General features: G+C 40.5%; 14 protein-coding genes. 1 reads left to right on the plus strand and 13 read right to left on the minus strand.

Going from position 1 to position 22,867, the window contains the following annotated elements; genetic code table 11:
• Window positions 1-22: 22 nt before the first annotated feature.
• The 11 genes from fucP to R2R71_RS03630 all read right to left on the minus strand — a co-directional run bounded on the left by fucP (window position 23) and on the right by R2R71_RS03630 (window position 17,660).
• Window positions 23-1,306, minus strand: a complete 1,284-nt coding sequence (fucP, locus tag R2R71_RS03580) for an L-fucose:H+ symporter permease (protein WP_316829873.1) — start codon at window positions 1,304-1,306, stop codon at window positions 23-25.
• Window positions 1,307-1,411: 105 nt separating this feature from the next.
• On the minus strand, window positions 1,412-1,852 hold the full coding sequence (locus R2R71_RS03585; RefSeq protein ID WP_316829874.1) for a MaoC family dehydratase: 441 nt from the start codon (window positions 1,850-1,852) through the stop codon (window positions 1,412-1,414).
• A 52-nt stretch (window positions 1,853-1,904) separates the two neighbouring features.
• Window positions 1,905-2,984: a Gfo/Idh/MocA family oxidoreductase gene (locus R2R71_RS03590; protein ID WP_316829875.1), complete on the minus strand. Its 1,080-nt coding sequence runs from the start codon at window positions 2,982-2,984 to the stop codon at window positions 1,905-1,907.
• Window positions 2,981-4,219: an extracellular solute-binding protein gene (locus tag R2R71_RS03595; RefSeq protein ID WP_316829876.1), complete on the minus strand. Its 1,239-nt coding sequence runs from the start codon at window positions 4,217-4,219 to the stop codon at window positions 2,981-2,983. Before R2R71_RS03595 ends, R2R71_RS03590 begins: the two co-directional genes overlap by 4 nt.
• On the minus strand, window positions 4,212-5,375 hold the full coding sequence (locus R2R71_RS03600; RefSeq protein WP_316829877.1) for a CaiB/BaiF CoA-transferase family protein: 1,164 nt from the start codon (window positions 5,373-5,375) through the stop codon (window positions 4,212-4,214). Before R2R71_RS03600 ends, R2R71_RS03595 begins: the two co-directional genes overlap by 8 nt.
• 119 nt (window positions 5,376-5,494) lie before the next feature.
• Complete coding sequence (locus tag R2R71_RS03605; protein WP_316829878.1) at window positions 5,495-6,646, minus strand: CaiB/BaiF CoA-transferase family protein; 1,152 nt, start codon at window positions 6,644-6,646, stop codon at window positions 5,495-5,497.
• Window positions 6,631-7,803 (minus strand): ABC transporter substrate-binding protein, encoded by a 1,173-nt coding sequence (locus R2R71_RS03610; RefSeq protein WP_316829879.1) that lies wholly within the window; start codon window positions 7,801-7,803, stop codon window positions 6,631-6,633. The genes R2R71_RS03605 and R2R71_RS03610 overlap by 16 nt, the downstream gene beginning before the upstream one ends.
• A 106-nt stretch (window positions 7,804-7,909) precedes the next feature.
• Window positions 7,910-11,305, minus strand: a complete 3,396-nt coding sequence (locus tag R2R71_RS03615; RefSeq protein WP_316829880.1) for a glycoside hydrolase family 2 TIM barrel-domain containing protein — start codon at window positions 11,303-11,305, stop codon at window positions 7,910-7,912.
• Window positions 11,302-13,794 (minus strand): beta-galactosidase GalB, encoded by a 2,493-nt coding sequence (gene galB, locus R2R71_RS03620; protein WP_316829881.1) that lies wholly within the window; start codon window positions 13,792-13,794, stop codon window positions 11,302-11,304. The genes R2R71_RS03615 and galB overlap by 4 nt, the downstream gene beginning before the upstream one ends.
• A 7-nt stretch (window positions 13,795-13,801) precedes the next feature.
• Window positions 13,802-14,962 (minus strand): glycosylase, encoded by a 1,161-nt coding sequence (locus R2R71_RS03625; protein WP_316829882.1) that lies wholly within the window; start codon window positions 14,960-14,962, stop codon window positions 13,802-13,804.
• Entirely contained in the window at window positions 14,901-17,660 is a 2,760-nt protein-coding gene (locus R2R71_RS03630) for a family 78 glycoside hydrolase catalytic domain (protein WP_316829883.1), read from the minus strand. Before R2R71_RS03630 ends, R2R71_RS03625 begins: the two co-directional genes overlap by 62 nt.
• A 272-nt stretch (window positions 17,661-17,932) precedes the next feature.
• On the opposite strand from R2R71_RS03630, the gene R2R71_RS03635 reads away from it, so the two are divergent.
• Window positions 17,933-18,706: an IclR family transcriptional regulator gene (locus R2R71_RS03635; RefSeq protein WP_316829884.1), complete on the plus strand. Its 774-nt coding sequence runs from the start codon at window positions 17,933-17,935 to the stop codon at window positions 18,704-18,706.
• A gap of 74 nt (window positions 18,707-18,780) precedes the next feature.
• Here the strand turns inward: R2R71_RS03635 and R2R71_RS03640 are convergent, their stop codons facing one another.
• Together R2R71_RS03640 and R2R71_RS03645 are read right to left on the minus strand one after the other, a co-directional pair.
• Window positions 18,781-20,946 carry an alpha-rhamnosidase gene (locus R2R71_RS03640; protein WP_316829885.1) on the minus strand — a complete coding sequence of 722 codons (2,166 nt, stop codon included), beginning with the start codon at window positions 20,944-20,946 and terminating at the stop codon, window positions 18,781-18,783.
• Between the two features lie 57 nt (window positions 20,947-21,003).
• Window positions 21,004-22,593: a sodium:solute symporter family transporter gene (locus R2R71_RS03645; protein WP_316829886.1), complete on the minus strand. Its 1,590-nt coding sequence runs from the start codon at window positions 22,591-22,593 to the stop codon at window positions 21,004-21,006.
• Between the last annotated feature and the right edge of the window lie 274 nt (window positions 22,594-22,867).

Here is a 22,867-nt window from a genome sequence, read left to right on the forward strand (position 1 = left end):
ATCGTTTCGCAATGAAGTATTGTTACGCTTTATGAGCAATCTTATAGCCTTTTAATCCGAAGTAAAGAATAATAACAAAGCATACCAATGGTACACTATAACCGATCTGCACCTGATCATGGTTTGCATCGATCACAGCACCCATGGTCAGTGGAACCAATGATCCTCCGATGATCGACATAATCAACCAGGATGAACCTGGCTTGGTATCATCTCCAATTCCATCAATGCCTAATGCAAAAATTGTTGGAAACATAATCGACATGAAAAAACCTAAACCACCTAATGCATACACTACAATTGCACCTTTTGCTGCAATAGCAATCAGACACAAGATAATGGCTGTAGCGGCATAAACAGATAGTAATTTAGGAGATTTTACAACAGACAATAATGCTGTCCCGGCAAAACGTCCTACAGTAAACAGCACGCCATAAATAGTTAAATAAATTCCGGCGGTTTTTTCGTCAAAGCCTGCACCCTGCTGTGCTGCACGGATAAATGAACTGGTTACACATACCTGTGCACCAACATAAAAAAACTGTGCCACTACTGCCCAACGTAGATGTTTATGTTTCAAAGCACCCAAAAAACTTCCTTTCGCTTCACCGTCAACACTTTTGGTTTTAATCTCAGGAAACTTAATGAAGCAAAAAGAGATAGCAATAAAAACTAAAATAGCGCCAAGGATAATGTAAGGCGTTTTTACTGACGACGCTTCAACCAGGCGAACCGCTTCGGTCATATTGTCGAGTTCATCTTTCGAATAGGTTTTTCCTGATAAAATATAATGAGAGCCTACATAACCCGCCACTGCTGCAGCCAAACCATTAAATGATGCAGCCAGGTTTAGTCTTGTAGCAGCTTTTGCCGGATCGCCCAGAACCGCAGCATATGGATTTGCAGAAGTTTCCAGTGTTGCCAAACCGCATCCGATAATAAACAGCGCAATTAGAAAGGTAATATAGGAAAGGTTATTAGCTGCAGGCACAAACAAGAAGGCCCCGAAAGCAAATACCAGCAAACCTGTAATCATTGTACTCTTATAGCCCCATTTCTTCAAAATAACCCCGGCAGGAATAGCCATGATGAAATAGGCGAAGAAAATGGATGTATCAATCAGCATTGATTCCAGGTTACTCAGGTTAAAGGCCTTCCGCAAATGTGGAATCAAACTCGAATCGAGGTTGTGTGCCATTCCCCAAAGGAAAAACAAACTGATTACAAAAATAAATGGCAATAGATACTTCTTTCCCGAAGACGGATCGCCTTCAGTAACAATTTCTGCTTGTGTGTTGTGGTTCATTATATTTGGTTTTATGTTGGTTCATTAGTATCATTAGTTCACTGGTATCATTTTGGTTAGTTCACTGGTTACTGAATCCTTACCAATAAACTATTGACTAATGAACTAATATTTTTTAACTACCAGCAGGTGATCGCAAACTAATACTACTTCGCCATGCTGGTTGATAATTTCTACGTGTTCGGTAACGGTGCCGTATTCCGGTCTTTTACTCTCAGCTTTCTCAGATATGGTCACTTCCGAATGAATGGTATCGCCTATAAAAACGGGCTTTACGAAACGTAGCTTATCATAGCCTTTAGACATGGCCTCGGGATTAATTTCTGATGCGGTTAAGCCTATCCCAATGCTAAAAATCATTGTTCCGTGGGCAATCCGCTGTTTAAATGGCTGTGTTGCACACCATGCAGCATCCATGTGGTGAGGAAAAAAATCTCCTGTGTGACCCGCATGTACCACAAAATCCGTTTCCGTGATGGTACGTCCTAAGGTTACACGTTTATCTTCTAATTTATAATCTTCAAAAAATGTTGATTTGAAATACATAGTTAGTATGTTATTAAACCTGGAAGGTTTTGAAAACCTTCCAGGTTTGGGTTTATTTTAATTTATCCGTAACCTTAACTCCCCCAATATCACTCGATTGGTAAGCACTTTCAACCACGTTCATGGTTTGGATTACGTCTTCTACGCTGGTATGCAGTAAGCTCGAACTTCCTTCATTATAACGCATAAGACTAGCCATTGTGCCAATAAAAGCCTCAGGGAACCAGGATCCTTCTAACTTAACCGTTTGCCATTCCGGTGCTTTGCCTTCTTCTACCACACAGTATTCAAATACATCAGGCACACCATGCGGATAATCCATTAGCAAACCAATTTTTGCCACGATAGCACCTTTAGTTCCTTCCCATTTGATGTAGCTTTCCTGATGGTCAGGACCAAATTCATGATCATGATTCGTATTAATTACTGCATGCATGGTGTCACCGTAATCCAGCAAAATTGTAGAGCGTGAAGAGGAAAGCTTTTTCGCAGGATGTTTAAGTGTTTTTGCCAGCACACTCTTCGGGTTACCCAAAAATGAGCGGATTAAATCAACATAGTGAATACTATGATATTGTATTTCCAACCTTGGGTGGATGATCACATGCGGAAAAATCTCCCAGGGTGTTTTAATGGTCACCCTAACTTCCATATCGTAAAGTTCTCCTATCAATTCCTGATCGATCAGGAATTTGGCTGCACTCACAAATGGTGCAAAGCGTAGCTGAAAATTGATAGCCGCTTTCAACCTCTTCGTCCTGCACAGTTCAAGGATTTCAGTAGCCTGCGTAATATCGTCGCCCATTGGTTTTTGAATTAATACAGCACTGTCATCAGGCAATTGCCGCAATGTTTCAATATACTGCTCAGGCATAATTGTTAAATCATACACAGCGTTTTCAGGTGCCAGCTTCACAGCTTCGGCTACAGAATCGTATACATTTGGAATACCAAACTTATCGGCTAGTTTCTGCGCTCTTTCTCTGGTCCGGTTTACAATTCCGTGGACTTCAAAACCAGCAATTTTATAGGCCGGAAGATGGGCATCGGCCACAATCCCACCTGCACCGATGATGATGATTGGTTGTTTGGTACGTGGTAATTCTGGCTTATATTTTATTTCAATACTCATTTATCAATTTCGTTAATCTGTTTTTGAGCAATTTGAATCAGGTCTGCTGTTGGTAAGTCCGTTCGAATTGCCTGTAAAACCATTTCATCAATAATGGCCGCTATTGAGGCCCAGTTTTTCTTTTGAGGAAGTGTATTCGCTACCTCATGTAATTGCTCCAACTTGTGATAGTATGGGATAGTCTGATTAATATCCCCATCGTTCCATGTCGATATTCTGCAACCAATACCGCCTTCTAATGTCAGTTGCTTATCCTGCTCCTCTGCCAATGCAAAACGAAGAAAATCATAGGCAACTTCTTTATTTTTGCTACCTCTGGCGATAGTATAGAGCCAATATACATTTAATGATGCAGAACTTTTATCTGCTGCCGATGGCAACAATTCCACATCAATTTTACCTTTGACTTTTGAGTTTTCATCAACCTCGCACATTGCGGCGAAACCGAACCAGTTAATCATCATAGCCGCCTCCCCTTGTGAAAATGCGATACCGGCAGCTACGGATTCAAACTCAGCAGATTTTGGATGAACCGCATTTTGATCATTAACCATGTTACGGTAGAAATCCAGTCCTTCAATCGCTTCAGTGGTATTGATCTGAATCGAGCCGGTTTTATCAATCAGAATGCCGCCCCTCGTCCATAACTGTAAACAAAAATCAAAAACGGTGTTGTGTCCATCAGGATAGCAAGCGAAAATGCTTCCATACAAATGTTCAGATGGACGATTAAAAAACTTCGCGATCTGGTGAAAATCTTCCCAGCTTTTGGGAACTTCTAATGCTTTACCAAATGCGGTCAGGTAGTTTGCTTTCTCAGTTTCGCTTTCAAATAAATCTTTCCTGTATATGAAACACTCGGGACCATCATGAAAAGGGAAGCCAACTACCTCCCAGCCAAAACGTTGCAAACCTAATAATGATTTAGACCAACCTCTTGGAAAACCTTCTGGTTTATTTTTATTGATGTAAGGATTCAGAATTTCAAAATCCTCACTGGTGTAACCCTCCAATACCCAATCGGTACTGATATGAGCAATATCAAAATCACCATTAGCAAGCCCTTTCTGTGTAATGGCACGATCGTAAAGCTCATGTAAATCCATCACCACCATTTCCAACTTTAGCACACAGCCAGTCTTTTCACAATACTGATCCCAGAATTTCTGCATGGCAGTTTCAAAAGGACCAAATTTGCGTACGGCTATGGTAAAGGTTTCTATTTGGTTAGGCATTTGCAGCTGTCTTCTTTGTTATAAATTCGTTGATAATCTTTTCATTATCCTGACCAAGCTTTGGAGATCCTTTAGCAGAAGTGAGCAATTCGCCATCTATGCGAATCGGACATCTGGTCGTCTCATACCTGTAACCATCAGTCATCTCCACTTGCTGAATCATATTCAGCACCTTAAAGCCCTCGTGGGCCATCAGTGCTTTCCAGTTTAGTACGTCAGCACACCAGATATCAGCCGGTTCAAGTACAGAAAGCCATTTTTCTGTAGTAGCCGATAAAAGATGGTCAGCTAAAATAGCTTTAATTTCATCACGTTTATCAAATGATTCAGCCATTTTAGTATATTCTTTTAGCTTTTCGCACTCCAGCAATTCCCCTAATTGAGGAATCGATCCCATCGCTAAAGCTAAATATCCGTTTTCAGTTTGATAAATACCATAAGGTGCACCTAAATATGCATTGGCATTATTTTTTTTCGAGCGTTCGGGCAATGCACCACCGTCGTTCAGGTAGGTGGTAATCGTTTCAAACTGAAAATCATAGGCCGACTCCATCATGCTTACCTGAACAAAACCGCCTTCATTTTTAATTGCTTTGCGATAAAGGCAAGCTAATAAACCCTGAGCCAAATGTGCTCCGGCCAGCATATCTACAATAGATAATCCCATAGCTACAGGGCCGCTATCAGCGTTGCCCGTTAAAGATGTCAATCCGGTAACCGATTGCAATAATAAATCTTGTCCGGGTTTACTTTTCCACTCCGTATCAGTTCCATACCCTGAAATTTCGCCATAAACAATTGATGGATTTAAGGCCGCCACAGATGAATAATCGAAACCCAAACGTTCCATTACACCAGGGCGAAAGTTATGGATCATCACATCGGCTTTTTTTACTAAATCGCGAACCATTTCCACATCTTCCTCACTTTTCAGATCGACTTCGAAACTTTCTTTATTTCTGTTGATGGCATGAAATACCGACGATTCCCCATTCATAATCAGATTGGAAGTGTATAGGGTACGGCAAATATCACCCACTCCCTGCCGTTCAATTTTGATCACGCGGGCACCCATATCCGCTAAGCGCAAGCTTGCCGAGGGGCCAGATAGAAACTGACTGAAATCGATAACTAAATAATCCTCAAGCGGTCTCATAACTTTTATTTTTTAATATTTAATGTTTCTTCAGGCACCAATAGCGCCTGTTTTTCGTCATTGCGAGACACGAAGCAATCTGTATAAGAGATTGCTTCGTGCCTCGCAATGACGCGATATTAAAGAAGTTCAAATTCTTTATTAATCTCTCCCGTATCTGCACCTAACTTTGGCGCCGCTTTCGAAGCAAATAACTTCTTCCGGTCCAGCCGGATAGGACTTACTGTGGTTTTAATTTTTAGCGCTCCTGATAAATCCAGTTCCTGCTCAATTTGCAACTTTTTATAGGTATCGATTTTGGTAGCAGTTTGATAATTAAGCACTTCAGCACACCAGATTCCGTGGCTTTCCAATAGACTAACCCAGGTCACCGTATCTTTCTGCTTGAAAGTTTCGGCTAAACGAACAATTAGTTTATCCCGGTTTTCGAAAGCTGAACCGGCTTCTACATACAAATCGCTGATATTGCATTTTATAATGGCACATATATTTGGCAAATTCCCCATAGCCATAGCGATATAACCGTCTCTTGTTTCATACATGCCATACGGCGCACTTAAGTAGGCATGTGCACTACCTTTAGCTCCACTTCTATCGGGTAGTTTACCACCATCGTTCAGGTAAGTAGTCAATACTTCAAATTGGACATCAAGAATAGATTCAAGCAAACTTACCTCAACCAAAACACTTCTATTGGTCTTCGCCCTTTTGATTAAGGCTGCCATAATACCCTGGGCAAGGTGATTTCCGCACATAATATCAGAAACGGATAATCCAAAAGGTACGGGCCCATCCGTATCTAATCCTGACAGAAAAGTTAAGCCCGAAACTGATTGAACCAGTAGATCCTGACCAGGTTTATTTTTCCACGGGCCTTCATTTCCATAACCTGTAACTACGCCGTAAACGATTTTAGAATTAATGGTCTGAACATTTTCATAATCAAGCCCGATTTTCTCCATCACACCAGGACGAAAATTATGTGTCATGACATCTGCTTTGGCAATGAGCTTTTTGAGCGTTTGAAGATCTTCCGGATTCTTCAAATCAGCTGCATAACTTTCTTTATTTCGGTTAATGGTGTGAAATAATAAACTATCCTCATCAACAAACAGGTTTTTAATGGATAACTGCCTGCAGGCATCACCAGTATTCGGGCGTTCAATTTTTATTACGCGTGCGCCCAAATCAGCCAGCTTTAAGCCTGCTGATGGTCCTGCGAGGAACTGGCAAAACTCCAGCACCAAAAGTCCTTCTAATGGCCTGTCCATGATAATACTAAGCTTTTAGATTTAATATATAATTCATTCATAGTTGATAAAACCTGAATCTCATCACCGCCATTCATCAGGTAATCTCTTACCACATCCCCCGCATGGTCCTGAAAATACATAGAACCGTGGTAACGCGGACGAAGAAAAGCCCGTTGCAAGGCCGGTAAAGTATTTGCAAAATAATTCTCACTCTGGCGGTTTACTTCTTCATTTGTCCATGCCGCCAAATGCCCTGGTTGCCCACCATTTTGAAAAAACAATGTGGATTGACAGCCAGGCGAACCTACAAATTCTACATATCTGGCGGCAATGTCCAGATGTTCACATTTAGAAGAAATCGCCAAACCTGTACCGCCTAGTGTGCTGATCAGATTAGTTCTTCCATCTAAAGAAATCATATCATGAAAATGCAAGGTTTTACGTGCATATCCCTTTCTCGAATAATTTGAATAACCATAGGCAAATGGACAATAGGCAATATTATCACCTTGTGTCATCGCCTCATAAACCTGAATTGGGTTTCGGTTGAAGTTCGCTTTATCCATTTTAGAGGCAAGTTTACGATACATTTGTAAAGCCTTGACACCAGTTTCAGTAGAGATAACCTGTTCATCACCCTGACATGGCGCTTCACCGAGTGAGCAGCAGAGCGTGTAAAAATTCATTAACACATCTATCGGAATACCAGCGAAAGCAACCAAACCCTTGTTGGCAAGTGCCAGTAAATCTTCAAACGACTGAGGTAATCCTAAGCCTTTTTGAGCAAGCAAATCTGGCCGTGATGCGGCAACCGGTGTCGCTGCATCAATAGGTAATGCCCATAAATGATCATCATAAAAATAACTTTCATAGGATTGTCCTACTGAATTTTCTTTCTGATCAGTTAGATATTGATCAGACAAATAAAAGTCTAATGGAACAATCGACTTGGTTTTTGCAGCAAAACCCGCCCAAGGATGATCAATTACCAGTAAATCGAACCGCTCAGCCAATTCCTGAATGGAAAAATCTGCAAACTGCTGCAAGCTTCTTTTCTCCCAGGTAATATTTACATTCGGATACAATTCAGAAAATCGTTGTGCGGTAGCCACCATAGGCAAAAGCCCGCGACTGTGGTTCCATGTAATTCCTTTTAAATTAATTGTCTTCTCCACTTTACTTCTTCTAATTATTTTCTTTTTTAACCTTTAACCGTTGACTGAAGTCAACGGCAATCGAGTGTCTTTGAAGGCTGGTGTCTTCACCTGCCATTCTTATATTTCAAAATTTTATTCCTTTAACCCTATTTATTACTACCTCTTTTTTTCCCTCAAAAGGAAAAAGGAAAAAGCTGTAACTGTAGTTCTTTGATGGAATCTGATATTGCGGCAGTGGAGCCGCTACTTCACTCCAACTGTCATTTCCTCCAACACCCATCTGTACTAAATCTACATTGACCACCATATAACCGGCGTCTTTCAACGTATTAGTGTGTTTGGCCTGCTGTACATTTTCATCGGTATAAGGGCTGGCACTCATGCTCAATAAACTGTCGGCAACAATAACCAAACCTTTGTTTTTTGCAGGATTTGAAAAATACATCCAACGCACATCTGTACGGTTGCCATTCTCTTGAGGAACCGCATAATGCTCCATAAAATCGTTGATAGTTTCACTATAAATAGCGGCATCGGCAGCATAATTCTTATCGATATAATTTTCCATTGGCCCTTTACCGTACCAGGAAACCTGATCGCAGTTGCGAAGAATCCCCATTTGAATACCAACCTTCGGAAGGTTTGGCAAGCCCGGCTTCACATCTAAGGCATAACTAACCTTGATGATACCTTTTGATGAAATCCGATAAGTGATGTTAACCTTTGCACTGTCATTAATTAAGCTATATTGGCTTGTAATCAGGGAAGAAGCATCAGACTTTGAATCAACCGTCGACCGGATGAATTTCAAATCATTCGCATACCATTGTTTTAATTTTTTGTTCGACTTCCAGCCGCGTTTATCGTTGTCTGTTAGCGGACGTGTAAAGTGCGGTAGTAACGGTGCTGAAATTTGTTCCATACCTTTCCATTTATACGAAACTAAAGCACCATTCTTTTTGCTGATTCCAACTTCAAAGTTTTGTCCCGCATAAATATCCAGATCTGCATTTCCTGTGTGTTTTGGCGCCGTACCTAAAGCAATCACCTTAGATTCAGCCAGTCCGGTTAATGCAAACTGGTTTGATGCTACCTCGAAACCCTTTTTTGCCCAAGGTTCATCTTTGCTTAAGGTAAAATGAATATCTGCCAGATATTCTGAACCAGATTCCATTTTGGGGAGGTATCTGGAAATATTGATGAGTGTATCTCTCCCTGCAGGTAGGTTAATCGCAGATAATAATTTCTGGCTAACCACTGCACCATCTTTTCTCACAATCAAAGTAACCGTGTACTCATTTAAATTTTTAACGGCATGGTGGTTGGTAATCTTTATAATGTCTTTTAATTGATTACTCCACACTGTTTCTGCCCCCTGATAAACTCGTTTGCATTCAAACATGGCACCTTTAGGCTTTCCATCTGAATTTACCACACCCTTTATCGTAAAGTTATCGAAGTATTTCTCACCAAAATCGCCACCATAAGCGTAAAACTTTTTGCCTGCACTATCGGTTTGAAGAATTCCCTGATCTTTAAATTCCCAAATGGCACCACCAATCACACGTGGTGTTGCACGAAAAACATCCCAGAAATCTTTCATATTACCAACTGAATTCCCCATGGCATGGGCATATTCGACGAAAAAGATCGGACGATGGTCGCCATTCTTTTGTTCAGCGAGCATTTTCGGTGTATAGATACTGGGATACATCCTACTTACGATATCTACATAGGGTTGGTCCTGAGGATTCTGTAAACGGTGGGAATGATCATTAGGTTTTAAGTAAGCAGGATTGCTTGGATCCATATACCCATCCAAACGTGGATTGCCCATAGCAGGTTCATAATGTACTGGTCTGGTGATGTCGAAATCGTGAATCCATGCCGCCATTGCTGCATGATTCGGACCACTACCCGATTCATTTCCCAAACTCCAGATGATAATGCTTGGATGGTTTTTATCACGCATCACCATTCGGCTGCTTCGCTCCAGATAAGCCGAAGTCCAGGTTGGATCGTTACTTAGTTTACCTCCAAGGCCATGAGTCTCAAGATTGGCTTCATCGATTACTAAAATCCCGAATTCATCACATAAATCATATAAGTACGGATCCATTGGATAATGGCTGGTACGGATACAGTTAAAATTGAAACGCTTAATGGTAAGTACATCTTCTAAAATATCTTCACGACTCAATGCCTTGCCCTTTGTAGGATGATGGTCAGGGCGATTGATACCATACAGATAGGTCTCCTTCCCGTTGATTAATAGTTTTCCATTGGTTTTGGAGAATTCTATACTGCGGAAACCAACTTTGCTGCTTTTCACTTCTAAAATCCTGCCGGTACTATCTTCAAGAGCTAGCGTAAGCGTATAAAGATTTGGAACTTCATCACTCCATTTCAAAGGATTTTTAATGCGGGTTTCGAGCAAGCCAAACTTCACATTATCCAGTCGGGGCCAGATTTCATTAATGATACTTTCCGCACTTCTTTCTAAAGGTTTTTCTAAAACTTCCTTTCCGTTATGATCAAAAAGTGATGCTTTGATTTTATATCCTTTAACCTCTTTTCCTGTTAAATTTTCAATCCTCGGACGAATGCTCAGCGTTGCATCTTTATAATCCTTGTCCAGCTTAGTTTGAACGAAGAAGTCAGCAATTCTTAATTTTGGTTCTGCAAGCAACATCACTTCGCGGTGGATGCCACTTAAACGCCAGTGATCCTGATCTTCCAGGAAACTACCATCTGTCCAGCGCATCACCTGAACCGAAAGGATATTTTCGCCAGACTTTAAGTAAGGTGTGATATTAAACTCTGAAGAAAGGAAACTATCTTCTGCATAACCTAAAAACAAACCATTTACCCAAACTTTATAACCCGAACTTACCCCACCAAAATGAAGGGTAATATTCATGTCTTTCCAGTTTTCGGGGATGGTAAAAGTACGTTGATAACTCCCAACACCATTGTAATCCATTGGTGGATTCGGGGGATTTACCGGACGAAACGGATAAACAGCACTTTTATAAATGGGTTTATCATAGCCTTTCATTTCCCAGTTAGAGGGCACTTCAATTTTCTTCCATCCGCTAACGCGGGATTTGTAAAAGTCTTTAGGCGCATCTGCAGGTTTTACTGCAAAAGAAAAATCCCAGTCCCCGTTTAAAGAAATCATTCTACCTGACTGATTGCGGTCACCTTTTCTGGCAGCTTCAATACTACTAAACGAGTAAGCCGCGGCACGCGATGCATCTCGGTTGATTCCACTTACCAATTGATCTTCCCAGGGCTCTTTACTGTAAATTTGAGATACTTTCTGTACAGCCGTTGGTGTTTTATCAACCAGTTGTGCGGAAGATTTAAAGCCGATTGACACAAAAAACAGCAAAAACACTATTTGTTTCCCGCTGATTAAGAAGATTTCCGCAGATTTTAAAAAATTTATTCTGCGATGATCAGCGAAATCTGCGGGAGACTCCATTTGACAAATATGTTCAATCAATCTTCCTTTCATTTCCCTGTATTAATTGTAATGAATGAAGATGCTAAACCTTTAGATGTAGCCGTTAATTGAATAGTTCCACTCTTTTCTGTAGCCTGTAGAATAGCCAGACATAAACCATGAAAAGCTTTACGGTAATTTGCTTTGAAGGGTTCAACACTAGCTTGAAAGCCGTTATCAACGCCTGCAATAAATCCATCGCCTTCAACCTTAAAATCAACCAGATTATCAGCATCAGGAACCACATTTCCTTCAGCGTCCAGTATGCGAACCGTAATAAACGATAAGTCTTTACCATCGGCTTTAATATTCTTTCGATCAGCAATGAGCTCGATTTTTGCAGCTGCACCGGCAGTATTCACTTCTCTGATCAGCACATCTTTACCATTTTTTCTCGATATCGCCTTCAAAGTTCCAGGCTCAAAATAGACATCCCATTTAACATGCAAGTCTTCGTCCTGCTTCGATTTCTTACCTAAAGATTTTCCGTTAAGAAACAATTCAACTTCATCTGCCTGATTGTAATATGCCCAAACTTCAACAGATTTTCCCTGTTCCCAATTCCAATGCGGTAAAATATGTAAAACAGGTTTATCAGTCCATTCACTCTGATACATGTAGTAGGAATCTTTTGGGAAACCTGCTAAATCCACAATCCCAAAATAAGAACTTCTGGCTGGCCATGGATAAGGCAAAGGTTCACCTAAATAATCAAATCCTGTCCATACGAATAAACCCGAAACATGATCGTATTTTTTAGCGGCGGCCCAGGTTTCTTCGTGAGTAGAACCCCAATATGCCGAAACATTATCATAAGAAGAGGCCGACCATTCCTTATTGCCCTCGGTAAACTTGGTTTTACCATCACGTGGCCAACGCCTGATGGTATCGGCAGTATCATAAAAACCACGGGTTTCTAAAGCAGAAGTAGTTTCTGTAGCCAGAAATTTAACGCCCGGATAGTTTTTCGGAAAATCGTTATAAAGCTTGTGGTTATAGTTTAAGCCATAAATATCTATGGCATTTGCCTGATAGATAAAGTTCTTTTTTGCATCTGTTTCCGTTAGGGCTGAAATCACAGGACGGGTTGTATCCAGATTTTTAACAATCGATACCAGTTCTTTCGTAATTGCTATGCCGGTACTATCAAATTGTTCACGGATTTCATTTCCAATGCTCCACAAAATAATGGAAGGATGATTGCGGTCACGTTTAACCATGTCTTCCAGATCGCGTTTATGCCACTCCGGAAAGTTAAGGTGATAATCGTTTTTAGTTTTCTTTTTAGCCCACATGTCAAACGCCTCATCCATCACCAGGAAACCCATTTGATCACATAAGTCTAAAAATTCCGGTGCAGGTGGATTGTGGGATGTACGGATCGCATTTACGCCCATTTCCTTCATGATTTCAAGCTGACGTTCCATGGCACGAACATTTACTGCCGCCCCCAGTGCACCTAAATCATGATGCAAACATACACCCAAAATCTTCATCGGTTTTCCATTTAATGAAAAACCTTTTTCGGCATCGAAGTTGAAAGAACGGATTCCAAATCTGATTTCGTGAGTATCGATGACTTTGCTATTTTGAAGAATTTGTGTGACCAATTTATATTGATATGGATTTTCAACTGACCAAAGGATTGGATTTTTAACTTCCAAAGTTCCGTTGATCGTTCTTCCCGACGTATCTATACTGGCTGTTTGAGCAGCACTTCTTACTATTAATTTTCCATCTGCTGCATAAACAGCGCTGATAACTGAAATGGTTTGAGTTTTTAGATTTTTGTTCAACACCTGCGTTTGTACCTGAATTTTGCCGGCCTGATTTGCGGTAACAAAAGTACCCCAGTTGGCAACAGCAACTTTTGCCGTAGCAGTTAACCAAACATTACGGTAAATTCCCGAACCTGAATACCAACGGGAATCGGGTTGAGCGGAATTATCTACTTTAACTGCAATGATGTTTTTCCCGGCTCTCAAGTATTTGCTTATTTCATAAGAAAACGAAGAATAGCCATAAGGACGTTTTCCCAGATATTGACCATTTGCCCAAACTTCACTGTTTTTATAAACGCCATCAAATTCAACAGTAATTAACCTGTTCTTGAAATTAGCAGGAGCAGTAAAAGTTTTTCTGTACCAGCCAATGCCAGTTGGTAAACCTCCCCCTTCTGGTTTAGCAGGATTTTTTTCGTCAAACTTACCTTCAATACTCCAGTCGTGTGGTAGAGTCAGCTTTCGCCATTTTGTATCATCGTATGCAGGTGATTTTGCACCAGGTTCATCGCCAGGATAAAATTTCCAGTCCTTATTGAAACTGGTTCTGTTTCTTACCTCGTCATTGCTGTTTTTGGATGAGCCTAAGCCATCTGAATTACTGAATGAGATTGCTTCGTACCTCGCAATGACGGCATTGGTGGATTTGGCCTCACAACAGAGAGAAACCAAAAACGCTAAAACTATTAAACCAAAAATTCTATATTTAAACTGAGGCATCTTCATTCTAATTTCCACTTACAAAATCAACTTTACTTTTACCCAGATCTTTCGATGTGGCTACTGCAATACCACGCTGGTCTTGTTTATTTACTGCACAGTAGAAATGGTAAACCACACCTTTATATTTCAATACAAATGATTTGTGCGCATAAAGTTCATCGTACTTTTCTGATGATTCTATGAGGTTATTACCTGTCCAGTCTGTCCAGTTCACTAAATCTTTGGACACAGCAAAACGGTTAAAGGAACCTTTACGGTCCTGCCAGAAAGCGCCAAAGTAAAACATCACATAGTAATCCCCTATTTGCTGAATGACAGCATCTCCCGTAATGCCTACAGGGTGATGAACAACAGGATTACGCTGAAAACGGGACCAATGGAGCATATCGTCAGAAACGGCCATGCCAATACGTTCATACCATCGGGTTTTCTTATTATTGATCAAAGAATCGCCAACGGCGTTATAATACATCACAAAACGGTGTCCGGTAAGCCTTTTCTGATCTTCAATGACGGTACTCTTAAACAATTTGTTTCTGTTTTCCCACCAGCGCACATCTTTATCAAGCGAACTCAGTACGGGCTGATCCAATCTGCTCCACTCCTGAACTACTGAAGGGTGCTTGCTGGTATAAGCTATCCCAATGGATAAGGGTTCAACCTCATAACCTTTTTCTTTTCCACCAAAATACGACATCCAGTATTTTCCATCGAACGATTTTACCTGATAACTCCCGCCCCATTTCGTATCTAAAAGCGCATTGTATCCTGCTTTCTGGTTATCATCCCACTTTCCTGAATCTCCAAACGAAAGCAATTTCCCCTTATTTTCCCAATGTAAAAGATCCTTACTTTTAGCCAGCCAGGTTTCATATCCGCGGCCGCTAAAAATCAAATAAGTCATGTACCAGAACTTGCCCTTCCTAAACACAGTTGGGCAATCCATTTTATGTTCTTTATCATCAGGAACCATCACCAATCCATATTTATAAGGCGTTTTCACCTCATCATAAATCTTCTCCATGGTTTCAGCGGAAACCGGATTAATATTTTGAGCCTGCAGATTTATTGCACAAATCACCAGAAGTATGATCATTTTAATACTATTCATTTGTGCACCTGAATTTATACCTACCTGAACCAATTGTAATTTTTGCCTTTCCATTTTCGAAATGCAGCGCTTCCATTCCCGGATTTAGCTCATCGGTAATGGTTTCCATTTTTTTGCCAGGGAAATAAACATCAGCTTTGGTGTTTACCGGAATGTTTACTTCCAACACAAATTGTTTATCTGTTTTTTGCCACGAAGTAGCTATTTTCCCATAGGGCGAATCAAAGCTCACATCGGCAGATGTCAAATCACCTACAACCTCTGGTTCAATTTTAATATGCTTAAAAGCAATAACGTTTTCAGCCTGACGGATACCACCAATACCACTGTAAAGCCATTCCATTAAATGACCGAGCATGAAATGATTATTGGATACCGTTGGCAGAGCTGCCCAGCTTTCAGTGAGCGCTGTAGCCCCTTTCGCAATCTGCATTCCATATCCTGGCACATCAGATCGGCTATTCATATCAAAAATTACATCCGATTTGCCTGCGTCCTCTAAAACCCGCAATACATAGCGGTAACCGATATCTCCGGCAGTTAAACTATTTTTTCTATTTCTGATATCTTTTACCAGATTTTCAACCACATCGTTTTTATCTGCATCGTTTACCAGCCCCATGTAAACCGCCATAGCATTTGCAGCTTGCGATCCGGTAGCATATTGTTTTGTTTGAGCGTCGAAAAATTTATTATTAAATGACTTCCTCACCTCAACAGCTAAATCCGAGTAAGTAAGGGCATCGGCTTTTTTGCCTAAAACTGTTGCAATTTTTTCAAGTACTTTTAAATCATAATAGTAAATCGCTGTAGCGGTAACGCCCATTGGTGTAAGTTGCGACACACCCGGAGGCTTTGGTCCCAGGTCGTACCAATCGCCCAGGCCTTGTGATAAAATATGGTGATCGGCTTTGCTCGCCAGATAATTGATATACCGCTGCATCATAGGGTAGTAATCAATAATTGCCTGTTTATCCCCATACCATTGATACAGGTACCAGGGCAATAAAATACCACTACTTCCCCATTCAGGCGAATCGCGAAACATATCTCCACCCCATTCGAACTTCACATATTCCGGTGCAATTTCAGGAATCAATCCGTTGGCTAACTGAGAGTTTTTCATATCCTGCAAAGCCTTTTTAAATAGCGGTGCCGCATTGTAATTATAACCGACAGAATTACCCATCAGATGAAGTTGTTCTAACCATCCTAATTTTTCCCGATGCGGACAATCAGTAAAAACACTCACCATATTGCTTTTAACCGACCAGTCTATCAGCTTAAAAGTTTTATTGAATAATGTATTGGAAACTGAAAACTTGCCTATATTTTCAGCCGCATTTCTGACATGCAATGCCTGTAAGTCTTCAATTACGGCTTTGCCGGATAAATTTTCTTTCCCGGCTGGTGTACCACCCTTTACCTGCAGATAGCGAAATCCTGTGTAAAAAAATCTGGGTTTCCAGATTTCTAAACCATCACCTTTTAAAATATAAGTGAAGTATGAAGGTCCGCCGATATTTTTTTGAGTAACTGACCCATCATCTTTGGTTAACTCTGCGGGTGTAATACGAATGGTATCGCCTTTTTTTCCACGAACGCTTAACTCTATCATCGCAGAAGAATTCTGACCTAAATCATAAACCCAGTCCCCATTGTTAACCAGAGTGATTTTCTGTGCAGAAAAACGCTCGAAAATTTTCACAGGCTCTTCCTGTTGCGCCTTTAATATTGGTCCATCAACTAGCAGAGCAGTTTTCCACCTGCCATCATTGAAACCTGCTATATTCCAATCCTTTTGCTCCAGATTGGCGTTGTAATCTTCACCGCCGTAAATACTCGAAAAAGTAATCGGCGATGGTGCTGTTTTCCAGCTTTGGTTTGTAATGATATTCTCTTTCGATCCATCTGTATATTCAACCAGCACACGGCAGATCATTTTCGGAAAGCCATAGGCAACTTTTAGTTTCCTGTACCTATCCTTAACCGGAGGGATATAGTAAAATCCATTTCCAAGCATCACACCAATAGCATTACCACCAGTTCGAAGATGCTTCGTCACATCATAAGTCACATACAAGGCTTCCTGATCATACTTTGTCCATCCGGGTGCCAACACATCATCTCCAACCCGCATACCATTGATGGAAAGTTCAAAATGCCCCAAACCCGAAATAAATGCTGTTGCTTTTTTGACTTTCTTTCGCAAGTTGAATTCCTTACGAAATAAGGGTAATACATTGTTCGCCTGATATTTATCTTTCTTGCCGTCTGTAGGGAGTATATTGATATTGGAATCAGCCAGTTTTTCAAATGCAATCCACTTTGCGCCTTTCCAATCTGCAGCCGCTAACAAGCCCATTTGAAAAGAAGCAGGTTTGCTCCACGCAGATGAATGACCTTTATTGTCCCACACCTTAACTTTCCAGAAATACTTTTTAGCAGCGATGAGCTTTGAACCATTGTATTTAACCTGGATAGATTGATTCGAAGTTACTTTTTTACTGTCCCAAACCTCGCCTATATTTTTATTGAGATTTTCAATCTCACCTGAAACCAAAACCTGATAGGCGGTTTGCATAACATTTCGTTTTGAGGATGTTAACTTCCAGCTTAGTGCAGGATGAACATCATCGATTCCAATAGGTTTATCCCGATACATGCAGCTTGTTTCCTTAACCTCAATATCCTGCGCCATAAGCGAAAAGCTTATCATAAAAAGGCAAGAAAAGATTAAGATTTTGCTCATGGGATTTTGTTCTGCTTTGCGTTAAAAATTTTACGCGAAGGCAATGGTTTAATTTGGGTTTATAAATGGTTATCGATAACTTAAAGCATTTTAACGGCGAAATTCTTCCGGGCTAAAACATAAAAAAAGCATCAATTCAAATATAAATGTTTTTTTTAAATATGAAAACATATATTCGTATTTAAATTAACAAAATCTTCACATCACAATTTATGGATAGCATTTTGTATGTTTGAAATTGCAAAACATGCCATAGCCAAATTTAAACCTGTATGAACGAAAAAGAATCAAAATACCAGGCGCCTGCGCTCGATAAGGGGCTTGATATATTGGAATACCTCTCTGCACAGTCTATTCCGCTTTCTCAAACGGAAATAGCCATAGGTATTGAGAAAACCCCGAATGAAATTTACAGGATGCTGATGAGTCTGGAAAGCCGCGGATATATTTTAAGGGATGAAGTATCAGGAAAATACAGGTTATCGTTAAAACTGTTTTACCTCTCTCACCGCCACTCACCAATTGATGAATTACGTAAAGCCGCACAATTTCCACTGGAGGAATTAGCGAATACCATACGCCAGTCCTGCCACCTGAGTATTCTTTACATGAACCAGGTGATGGTCATCATACATGCCAAAAGTCCGGGGCCAATTGCTTTATCTATTGAAGAAGGAAACCTTTTCCCATTACCCTTAACAGCTTCGGGTAAGGTTTTACTTGCGTATATGTCTGATCAGGAGCGGAACACCACATTAAAAAACAATGCCATTTTTAAAAAATACCAAAAAACCCAACAGGAGGAGTTTATCAGTTCGCTGACAGAAATACAAGAAACAGGTTCTTACTTTAAGAATAGTGACTCGGTATCTGGCGTAACGGATATTTCTGTTCCGATTGGTATTGCCGGAAACAACGGTATTATCGCCTGTTTAACAATTTCTATGTTAAATGCGTTAAATGCAGATAAAGCGATTGAAAAAGAAGTAATTCTTGCTGAAGCTTACAAATGCGTAAAAAAGATTGAGCAACGGATTGGGGTTTAAGCCCCTAATACCGTCATTTCGAGGCACGAAGCAATCTGTATAGAGATTGCTTCGTGCCTCGCAATGACGAAAAATTATTCTGTATATTTCACCAGATATTCTTTTCCCTTTTCAATCTTCACTTCGTATTCCCCTTTCGCTACTTCTATCACAGTAGTATTCTTAGCCACGGGTTTCGACTTACTTTTAATTTTAAGTGTACCACTTCCAACAGCCGAACTAACCTTGATTTCTTTTTTGTTCATGTAAACAGAAATATCGCCATTTGCAGTAGGCACCTTTCCTTCCATCCATTCTAAACCGCCTAAGTTTGGTTCAATAGTATAAGTTTCATAACCAGCACTCACGGGGCTCACACCTAAATAATATTTTCCCAATAAATAAATCGGACTGGCACCCCAGGCATGGCACAGACTTTTACCAAATGGACGTCCGTACATCTCAAGGTGTTCCGCTCCTTTTTTATCCGGGTTGTATTCTTCCCAAAATGAAGTAGTCCCCAGTTTTAACATGCCACCCCAGTAGTTCTTCATTTCTTTCAGCACGTATGATTGTTCCCCCATGGCGCATAAAGCCTCCAACTCATAAAAACGCATATATGGCGTTGTAATTTTTGCCACGTTGGGATTTAATAGCACATCTTTCTTCACGCCAAGCTTTTGCTCAGGAGTAAAATAATCGAAAAAAATTCCGAACATATTGGCATAACGTGTTACATTCTCAGTTTGTTTATCATCAATACGACTATGTACAAGGGCATGCTTACTTTGATTCCAGTAAAGGTCAAAGATTTTCTTTTTTAATGCTTTTGCCTGTTGATCATATTGCGCTGCACCGTTAGGATCGTTTGCAAGTTTAGCACACAAGGCCATAGTTTCTAAACTCCTGGCATACAATAGTTGCTCAAAGCTTACTTCCCCGTCTTTACTCAGTTTGTCCGCCCAATCGATAAAAATCCAGTCACCAGGCATCCACTCCAACAAACCATTTTTATTTTTTCTGCCATCGATATAAGTCATAAGTGATTGCATTCTTGGATAGATATCCTGCACAAATTTCTGATCGCCGGTAAATTTATAGTAATCGTAAATCCCCAGAAACCAATAGAAAGAATAATCCATGATGGTATTAATGTGTGCCGTTACCGGGTCTTTACCACGTTGCGCCAATAAGGTCCTTTTCACGGTTGGTGCATCGAAAAAAGAGTAATAATTCATCAGGTAACTCTGATAGGCATCTCCGCTCCATACCCATCGGTCGCGTTTGATCCCGTCGATAAAAAACTCTCTGGTATTCAAATGAAAGGTGTATTTGGCAACATCGTAGATCTTATTCAATTCCGCATCAGATGATTTAAAACTGCCACGCTCCGTTACCGGCGCATATTCATAAAGCATACTAACTGAATCAACCGAAACCGTCCCACCTGGCTGATAGTTTACATATCTGAAGGCTTTTGAAAGCGGCAGAATAGAATCTTTTTTCTGAGCGATATCGATGTCCAGATAATCCAGGGTTTCGCATTTTTCTGTCGATAAAGCCTCCTCAGGCGACTCACCGTAGTAAATACTTACCCTGCCTTTGCCTTTAAGCCCATGAAGTTTAATAAAACCGAATGTCTCTTTGCCGAAGTCGTATAGTTTACCCTTATCTGCATTTTTGATAGAGATGGCCCGATGCGCCTCAACCGGCAATTTAAACTGCGAGGGTAAAACATCCGGATCAGTTAAGTTCCACGATCCGGCAGAAACAAAAGTCGTTCCTGATTTATCTGAGGTTTTTCCACTGGCATCAATCCATTCTTTATCTTCAAAAGTAGTGAGCCATGTATCGTCGGACACCATTGTTTTTCCCTGAACAAAAATAGCTGGAACATGCGCCTGATTGTAGACTTTCAAGCTTAATTTATGCTTTCCTGCCGGAATATTAACCGTTTTTGGAAACCCTGAAATCGCCTGCCCGTCGATCTTAACATTGTAGGTACCTTCAACAAAGAGTTTCACTTCTTCAGGCTGGCTCAGCGTAAATTCTTTATGAAAATCGACCAATACGTAATGGCTATCCATTTTCCAGAAAACAGGAAAAAATGCCCCACGTTCAGTCCTACGGTTTTGCATCACATTGCTGGTGTATATATCCAGATCTCCAGGATACCAGATCCAGGAAGCTTTTTGAGCAAAGGCAGGAACGATCAAACTCCCAAAGATCGAAAGGAGAATAATTTTTTTAAGATTCTTCATAGTTATTTATTTGTCGTCATTTAAACTCTTACACGGAGCAATGACGGATTTATATTTTTAATGTCCGTTAAAGAATAAATACAGTACAACCATTACAACAGCAAGTGCAATCCAGGCTACCCAAACTGTCCTGTCCGGCTTTTCAATATTGGCTTCGTGTTCATCATTAGCAATATAAACACTGGGCGATCTGTCGAACAATGAAATAGCAATAGCCAGAAGCAGTAAACCGATAAAAATTAAAAAAGAAAGGATGAGGTAATGTGGCCAGAAGTTGTATTTATCAGGAGGTAATATCCAGAGATAAGTAACGCCGACACCCAGGCTTAGAATTGAACCAGCTGAAAGGGTAAAATTCACAGCTTTGCGGGTAGTTCTTTTCCAGAAAACAGTGAGTAAAAACACCACAGACAATGGCGGTGCAATAAACCCGAGTACCGATTGGAATACATCGAACAGATTTAGTCCTTTAATGTTATCAATAGCCAGAACAACAATAACCGCAAAAATACAGCCCGCAACAACCGCCCATCGGCCAACACCAATAATCTGTTTGTTAGAAGCTTGAGGATTGATTTTCTTCACATAGATATCCATCGTAAATACTGTACTTAACGAATTTAGCGATGAACCAATAGTGCCCACTAAAACAGCTATCAGTACCACAATGACTAATCCGTTCATCCCCGGTGGAAACAGATTGGTAACCATGGTCATATACGCTTCATTAGGATCTTTTAAACCCGGAAAGAGCACATAACATAATATTCCTGTTCCGATAAATAGTGGTAACGATAAGATTTTTAACCAACCGATAAAGTTCACCCCAAGTTGCCCCTGTTTTAAGTTCCTGGCGCCTAAAACGGATTGAACCATAGATTGATCAGTACAGAAGAACGCAACAGCAGCAACGGGATACCCTAACAGGATGGCATACCATGGATATTTCGGGTCGCTGGCAGGTTGGATTAAATTCCAGAAATGAGATGGTGTTTTAGCATATAAAACAGAAATACCGCCCACTTTATTCAAGCCCAGGAGCATCAGCGATAGAGAAACCAGAATCAATAAAATCATTTGAAAAACATTCACCTTAGCAATAGCTTTCAGTCCACCGAAAAAAGTAAATAAACCTGCAAAAGCCACTAAAACCGTAACCGATTGCCACATGGGAATTCCCAGAATCTGACGAACCAGAAAACCTCCTGCAAATAACCCGAGTGATAACCAAGATATTAGAATTTTAACCAAAGCATACCAGGCCAGGATATTCTGTGTCGAATCACCATAACGGTTTCCCATAAACTCGGGCATGGTGCTCACTTTTGCGGCCAGATACTTAGGTGCAAATACTATCGCCAGCAAAAACAGAAAAATAAAGGCATACCAATCGAAATTTACTGCAACTATGCCTGTGCTATAGCCAATACTGGCAAAAGCAAGCAACATGGAAGGGCCAACATTTGTACCCCACATATTAAAGCCGATACTCGACCAGTTTAAAGATTTATTGGCCAGAAATAATGTCTCATCTCCGTTATTTTTTTTAGAAAAACTGGCCCGATATCCTATAAATATCAAAACAGCGATATAGGCGACCACAATGAAGTAATCGAGGTTAGTTAATCGTTCTACAATGTTTCCCATTGATTTATTTGGTTAGTTTGGTTTATTTTTTTTGCCAATGAAACACGAAATTCACAGAATATGCAAGCTTCCGTCATTGCGAAGCCGGGCTTGAGCGAGCTGAAGCAATCTATAAAGGATTGCATCCTATTCCGCAATGACGAAATTTTTATAATCCTATCGATGCTTATATTTTTGCCACTGAAACACGAAATTCACAGAATATGCAAGCTTCCGTCATTGCGAGGCTGGGCTTGAGCGAGCTGAAGCAATCTATTAAGGATTACTCCGTACG

It is taken from the genome of Pedobacter aquatilis, assembly GCF_032678405.1.
In the GTDB taxonomy this organism is placed as follows: Bacteria; Bacteroidota; Bacteroidia; order Sphingobacteriales; family Sphingobacteriaceae; genus Pedobacter; species Pedobacter aquatilis_A.